This is a genomic window from Frankia sp. CoBUL1 (assembly GCF_978021245.1).
This window is the reverse complement of record NZ_CDXDOS010000177.1, coordinates 1-7,166: the sequence shown is the minus strand read 5'-3', so window position 1 is coordinate 7,166 and position 7,166 is coordinate 1. Positions and strand designations below refer to the sequence as shown.

Here is a 7,166-nt window from a genome sequence, read left to right as displayed (position 1 = left end):
GCCCCGACCCGACCCGCCTTGGTGCCCTGCTGGCTGACCACGCCCCACTCCGGCACCGAGAACAGCTTGTGATGGATCCGCGCAAAGATGATCACCTGACAGAGACCGCCGGTCTCGTTGCACTGGTTGTCGAAGTCAGCGTAGGTCGGGCTCGGCGGGTACTGGTCGTAGCTGTCGACCCCGATAACGTCGACGTACTGGTCACCCGGGTAGAGATCGAAGGCGCCGACCGACGTGGTCGAGCCGTGGGCGTTGAGGTTCCAGTCGATGCGGACCCGCGGACTGGTAGCCTTGATCGCCGACGAGGCGTTACGGAAGCATTGCACCCACTGCTGCGGGTCCGTGGTTGCCCACGCGAACCACAGCCCGTTGAACTCCCAGCCCAGCCGGACGAACGAGTCGCCCCGCTCCGTGCTCACCAGCCAGCGGCCGAACTGCCGCCACTCGGCGTCGTAGCGGCCGGCCGCGCAGTCGGCGAGGTTGCCCTTCTCCGGCCCCTCGTCCGGAAAGAGCGGCTGGCTGATGACCCATGTGCCGGAGAACCCGGCGAAGGTCGAGGCGCCGCGACCGATCCAGGGCTCGACGATCGCCCGCCAGCTGGACCGCTCGGTGTACATGACGACGACGTCGTTGGGCCGGCCACGGAATTCCGCCCAGCGGTTCGCCTGCGCCAACGTGTGCGCGGCGACCCCCGTGGGAAACTCACCGGTCGTGGCGGCCCGCTGCACCCGGGGCACGGTGACCGGCGGCTGGACCCCCGGTGCGGGCGAGGGGCCGGAGCTCGGCGACCGCGCGGGCGGCGACTGCGGCGGGGGCTGCGACTGCGGGGCGGGCGTCGGGCCGCCGGCCACCGTGTCCGTGGGGTGTCCTCCGGAGGACACCAGAACCCAGGCGGTCAGGGCGGTCACGACCGCGATCGAGACCGCGATCGAGACCGCGACAGGCGGGAGACGCGGGATTCGGCCGGCTCGGCCCCCCGGGCGCGCAGCGATCCAACCGGCGACGCGAGACAGGCGACCCGGGCCAGGCTCACCGCCGCCGTCCGCCCGAACACGCCCGTCCGGCACCGGCCCGTCCCAGACCGGCACCTCCCGGGCCAAGACGTCCCGGGCCAGAACGTTCGTGTCCGGCGTGTCCAGCCTCTTCCCGGCCGGGGCCTGCCGCCCGTGCCAATGGAACACGGTCGTGGTGGCGCCGTCCGGACGTGCCTGCACCGGGTCCGGCCGGTCCCCGCCGGGGGCTGTGACCGGGCCGCCATCCGCGTCGCGAGGAGCGCCGTCGCGGCGGATGTGGACCAGCTCGGTGGGGGAACCCTCGCTAGGGGAACGGAGGCTCCGCGGCGTCGTGTCGCTTCGGCGACGGCGCAGCGGGAGCAGCCGGGCGTCCGGCCACTCGCCCCGGGACGGGGTCGGCATGCCGGCGCCTCCACCGGCGGGCCGCCGATCGGCCGAACGGGGCGGGTCCGCCTCGGAGTGATACACCGTGCCGTCCTGGTCCGAGGATGGCGATCCGGCCACCGGCCAGCGGCCAGCGGGTCATCCGACCAGGAGCGCCCGCGCACCCGCATCACCCCAGTCGTACATTTCTATCTATAAAGTCATTTTTACTCATGTAGTGCAAAAGTGCGACCAAGCACGACACTCTCCCCGATCCAGTGGCTCGCAACGAGGTCCGCCATCACCGTCGACACCTGAGCCGAGGCTCGTTCGGTAATCCGCGAGTGATCGCTAAACAGTAACAACCACCGACGAAGTGCCCCTTCGGCGGCCTCGGCTTATCACGCAGTGCAACGATCAGCCATCCGTAGACCAACCCTCCCACTCCGAGAGAATCGTTCGACACGCGCACCCGACCCACCGAAACCGTCATCCGGCCCCGGAGTCACGGGGTCAGGGGGGTCAGGGAAGTCAGGGGGGTCAGACGCCTGGGAGGCCCACGGGGCTGTGGGATCTATGCCGCATACGCGGGTTCGTAGGGACAGCACCAGCCGGCAAAGGACCATACGGTACCGTTGCCACGGGTCACGCCCGCACGCACGTTCGCGGGCGAGCAGCGACGTCCTCACCCGCGTGGGAACGCGCCGCCCGCGCAGCCGGACCGCCCGGTGGCTGCCCCCACCGGTCACGACCAGCCGGCCCGCGGGACGGCTGCCCCGGATCACCCGGAGCGCGTCGCGGTCCCGCAACGACCAGGCCATTGACGCCCATCCGCCCCGAGTGCGTCCGGACCGGGGCATGAGCACGGGAGACGCAACAGCCTTGAGCATCGAGATCGCCCAGACCAGCGAGATTCCCGACGTGGCGGACATCCCCGTCGTGATCCTGTGCGGCGGGATGGGAACCCGGCTGCGGGAAGCCAGCGAGAAACTACCCAAGCCGCTGGTGGACATCGGCGGCAAGCCGGTGCTGTGGCACATCATGAAGACCTACGAGCACTATGGCTTCCGTAAGTTCGTGCTCTGCCTCGGCTACAAGAGCGATCTGATCAAGAACTACTTCCTCGCCTACCGTGCGCAGGTCGCCGACTTCACCCTCACGCTCTCCGACGACCACACCCCCCAGTTCCACAACACCGTGGGCGACGAGGCGTGGGAGGTGACCTTCGCCGAGACGGGCCTACTCACCGGAACCGGAGCCCGGCTGCGCCGGGTCGCCCAGTACCTGACCGGCCCGCGGTTCATGCTGACCTACGGCGACGGCGTGGGTGCCGTCGATGTCGGCGCGGTGCTCGCCGACCACCTGGCGTCGGGGCGGATCGGGACGGTCACCGGCGTCCGGCCGTCGAGTCGCTACGGCGAGCTGACCACGGACGGCAACGCCGTCACCCTCTTCGCCGAGAAGCCGCCGCAGACCGGCTGGGTGAGCGGGGGATACTTCGTCTTCGAGCGCGAGTTCATCGACAAGTACCTCGACGACGACCCGGCGCTGCTGCTGGAGCGTCACCCGCTGCAGCAGCTGGCCCGGGACAGCGAGCTGACCCTGCACACTCACGACGGGTTCTGGATGGGTATGGACACGTTCCGCGACTGGACCGAGCTGAACCAGCTCTGGGATTCCGGTGCCGCGCCCTGGCGTGTCTGGGCCGGCTGAGGTTCCGGACGGGTCCAGCGATGAGCGATTCCTCCCGCGGCTCCGGCGGTCCCGAGCCGAACGCTTCCCCCCTGAACGCTTCCCCCCCGAACGGTTCCGAGCCCGCCGGCGCCGGCGAGTACGCGGCGACGGCAGGCGCCGACCCGGGTACGTGGCTGCACGACCTGGTCGCCACCCTGCTGCCCGCCATGCGCAGCATCACCGGGGACGGTGTCCGCACGACGCTCGCCACCGTCGCGCGGGCGCTCGGCCCGGAGCCCGCGCTCACGGTGCACGAGGTCCCCAGCGGGACACCGGTCCTGGACTGGACCGTGCCCCGGGAATGGAACGTCACCTCGGCCCGGTTGACCGGCCCGGACGGCAAGACCGTCGTCGACGCCGCTGACAACCCGCTGCACCTGCTGGGGTACAGCACACCGGTCCGCGCCCGGCTGTCCCTCGACGAGCTGCGCCCGCACCTGTTCTCGATGCCGGACCGCCCGGACTGGGTGCCCTACCGGACCTCCTACTACACCGAGAACTGGGGCTTCTGCCTGACCGACCGGCAGCTCGCCGCGCTGCCCGACGGCGAGTACGACGTGGAGATCGACACCACCCTCACCGCGGGGTCGCTGACCTACGGCGAGATCGTGCTGCCCGGGACCACGGACGACGAGTTCCTCATCACGACCCACACCTGCCACCCGGCGATGGCGAACGACAACTGCTCGGGCATCGCCACGGCCACCCTGCTGGCCCGCACCCTGGCCGGGCTGCCCCGCCGGCACACCTTCCGGCTGCTGTTCATCCCCGGCACGATCGGATCGATCACCTGGCTCGCGCGCAACCGCGACACCGTCGGGCGCATTCGGCACGGGCTGGTGCTGACCGGCCTGGGCGACCGGTCGGACCCGACCTACAAGCGCAGCCGGCGGGGTAACGCCGCCGTCGACCGGGCCGCGGCGGCGGCGCTCGCCGAGACCGGGCGGCCGCACCGGGTCGTCGACTTCTCCCCCTACGGCTACGACGAACGGCAGTTCTGCTCCCCTGGCTTCGACCTGCCCGTCGGCCGGTTCGGGCGCGGCCAGCACGGCGACTATCCGCAATACCACACGTCCGCGGACGACCTCGACTTCGTGACCCCGCAGTCACTGGCCGACTCGTTCGCGATCCTGCTGCGGACGATCGACATCTGCGAGCGCGACCGCATCTGGCGCAACACCACCCCGTACGGGGAGCCGCAGCTCGGCCGGCGGGGCCTGTACCGCGCCATCGGGGCCACCATGAACCGCCAGGCGATCGAGATGGGCCTGCTGTGGGTGCTGAACCTGGCCGACGGCACGCACAGCCTGCTCGACATCGCCGACCGCGCGGACCTGCCGTTCGACACCGTCGCGGCGGCGGCCGATGCCCTGGTGGGCGTCGATCTGCTCAGCGACGTCACCAGCAGCGACGTCACCAGCGCCGCGCCCGCGGGAGCCCGGCGGTGACCGACACCGCTGTCGCCGTCGCCAACGGTGCGGGGAGCACCGGGAACAGCGGCCCGGTCTGGACGATCGTGCTGGCCGGCGGCGGCGGCACGCGTTTCGGCGGGCCGAAACAGTTCTTCGACCTCGGGGGTGAGCCCCTGCTCGCCCATCCGGTCGCGGCTGCGCGGCCCGCCAGTGACGGCATCGTCGTGGTCGTCCCCGCCGCCCTGATCGGCCACTGGTCACCGCCGGACGGAGTGCGGATGGTCGCTGGCGGCGCCACCCGAGCCGAGTCCGTCCGGGCGGGGCTGGCGGCCGTGCCCGCGGACGCCGGGGTCATCGTGGTCACCGACGCCGCCCATCCACTCGCGACTCCCGCCCTGTACCAGCGGGTCATCGACGAGGTCCGCGCCGGCGCCGACGCGGCCGTACCCGGGCTCCCGCTCACCGAGGTCGTCAAGGAGATCCGCTCGACGGTGCTCGGCAGCCCCCCCGACGACACCCCCCGGTTGGTCACCGGGGCCTCGCTGCCGCGGGAGACCCACCGGCTCGTGCAGACCCCGCACGCCTTCCGGGCGGACCTGCTGCGCTCCGTGCACGCGGAGGCCCGCGAGGCCGTCGAGGACTCGGCGATGGTCGCCGCGGCCGGCGGCCTGGTCGTGGTCGTCCCCGGCGAGCCGGCGAACATCCATGTCACCACGCCGGACGAACTCGCCATGGCCCGGCTGCTTCTCACCCATGTTCGTTCCGAGGGGGAACCTGATGAGTTCGGTACTGGTCGAATCCACGTTGTCCGATGACGAGCGGCGGGCGAGGCTCTACGCCGGCGAGCTGTTCGTCTACGCGCCCAGGCCCGCGACGCGGGAGTTCGTCGAGTTCAGCCGCACCCTGATCCGCGAGGCCTTCGGCGATCTCGACCCCGAGACGGCGCAGTACCACATGCCGGTCGAGGACTACGCGGCCCTGCTCGCCGAGCTGAAGCCACGGTTCATCCACCACCCCACCTGCAAGGAACTGTTGCCGGCGATTCTCGCCGAGCACGGCTGCGACCTGTCGAAGACCTACTTCGACGTGCCCCGGCTGCGGACCTCGACGTCGGACGACTACCTCACTTCGGGCATCGCCTACGCCTTCCACCCGCACCGCGACACCTGGTACTCGGCACCGTTCTGCCAGCTCAACTGGTGGATGCCGATCTTCGATATCGTGCCGGAGAACGCCATGGCCTTCCACCCGCGCTACTTCTCCCAGGGCGTGAAGAACGGTTCCGGCGACTACGACTACTACGAGTGGAACGCGAAGAACCGGGCCGACGCCGCGAAGCACATCAAGTCCGACACCCGTAAGCAGCCCAAGCCCGAGGAGGAGGTGGAGATCTTTCCGCAGACCCGGGTGGTCGCCCCCTCCGGCGGCATAATGATCTTCTCGGCGGCCCAGCTGCACTCCTCGGTGCCGAACAACTCCGGCCGCACCCGGTTCAGCATGGACTTCCGCACCGTCCACTTCGATGACGTGGTCAACCACGTCGGAGCGCCGAACGTCGACGCGGAGTGCACCGGCACGACCATGCGGGACTACCTGCGTGGCACCGACCTGAGCCGGATTCCCGAGGACATCTGCCTGACCTACGACACCGCGCCGCCGCGGGAGGACGCGATGCTGGTGTTCTCCCACCAGAACGCATGACGGCGGCCCCGAACGGATCCGGCGCGGGCGACCCGGCGGCGGACGAGGTTCCGCTCGCCGGGCGGGTCGCCGTGGTGACCGGTGCGTCGAGCGGCATCGGCCGGGCCACCGCGCTGCGGCTGGCCTCGGGCGGAGCCACCGTCCTCGCGCTCGGGCGCGACCAGACCCGGCTCGACGCCCTCGGCAAGGAGGCGAGCGGTCCGGGCACCCTGACGCCGGTGCGCCTCGATCTGACCGATGACGCGGCCGTCGTCACGTTCACCGCCGAGGTCACGGACCGCTACAGCCGCGTCGATCATCTGGTGCACAGCGCCGGCGCCTACGGAAGCGCCCGGGTGGACGCCGTGTCGCTGGCCGATCTCGACACCCAGTACCTCGCGAACGTCCGGGCACCATACGCACTCACCCAGCGGCTGCTGCCGGCGCTGCGGGTCGCCGGGGCCGACCGCGGCGCCGACATCGTCATCGTCAACTCCACTCAGGGCATCCGGGCCGGCGCGGGCACCAGCGTGTTCGCCGCCACCCAGCACGCCATGCGGGGGTTCGCCGACAGCCTGCGCCAGGAGATCAACGCCGACGGCATCCGGGTGACCACCATCCATCTCGGCCGTACGGCGACCCCGAGGCAGGAGGCGATCTATGCCCGGGAAGGCCGTGAGTACGCACCCGAGCTGCTCGTCCAAGCGGCCGACGTGGCCGATCTCGTCAATTACCTGATCCGGCTCCCACCCACCGCGGAGATCACCGAGCTGCACCTGCGGCCGGCGAAGAAGAGCTACTGACACGCTCACGCTGCGCAACGACTCGGGGCCCGTGGGCGCGCCAGAGCCCACGGGCCCCGAGGCCCAGAAGTCCGCCGACGGCGCGGTCCCGGACTCGGGACCAAGATCCGAAATCAAGATCCAGGACCAGGACGAACCGGCCTCCGCGGCCGCGGCGGAGC

The 7,166-nt window shown here is 70.9% G+C and carries 6 protein-coding genes; 5 read left to right on the top strand and 1 reads right to left on the bottom strand.

Translation table 11 applies throughout. The features are described from left to right. Positions 1-1,415, bottom strand: a 1,415-nt coding sequence (locus AC08OX_RS12855; protein ID WP_476608035.1) for a glycoside hydrolase family 26 protein, incomplete at its 3' end; no start/stop codon positions are given. Between the two features lie 819 nt (positions 1,416-2,234). Here AC08OX_RS12855 and AC08OX_RS12850 point away from each other — a divergent pair. The 5 genes from AC08OX_RS12850 to AC08OX_RS12830 are packed head-to-tail and all read left to right on the top strand — an operon-like array spanning position 2,235 to position 7,005. After that, positions 2,235-3,089 (top strand): sugar phosphate nucleotidyltransferase, encoded by an 855-nt coding sequence (locus AC08OX_RS12850; RefSeq protein WP_011438304.1) that lies wholly within the window; start codon positions 2,235-2,237, stop codon positions 3,087-3,089. A gap of 20 nt (positions 3,090-3,109) precedes the next feature. Further along, positions 3,110-4,558 (top strand): DUF4910 domain-containing protein, encoded by a 1,449-nt coding sequence (locus AC08OX_RS12845; protein ID WP_476608034.1) that lies wholly within the window; start codon positions 3,110-3,112, stop codon positions 4,556-4,558. Then, the gene (locus tag AC08OX_RS12840) at positions 4,555-5,337 is read left to right on the top strand and encodes an IspD/TarI family cytidylyltransferase (RefSeq protein WP_476608033.1); all 783 of its coding nucleotides are present in this window, start codon (positions 4,555-4,557) and stop codon (positions 5,335-5,337) included. The genes AC08OX_RS12845 and AC08OX_RS12840 overlap by 4 nt, the downstream gene beginning before the upstream one ends. After that, positions 5,300-6,223, top strand: coding sequence for a phytanoyl-CoA dioxygenase family protein (locus tag AC08OX_RS12835; RefSeq protein WP_476608032.1), 924 nt, complete (start codon positions 5,300-5,302; stop codon positions 6,221-6,223). Before AC08OX_RS12840 ends, AC08OX_RS12835 begins: the two co-directional genes overlap by 38 nt. After that, entirely contained in the window at positions 6,220-7,005 is a 786-nt protein-coding gene (locus AC08OX_RS12830) for an SDR family oxidoreductase (protein WP_476608031.1), read from the top strand. The genes AC08OX_RS12835 and AC08OX_RS12830 overlap by 4 nt, the downstream gene beginning before the upstream one ends. The last annotated feature ends 161 nt before the right edge of the window (positions 7,006-7,166 follow it).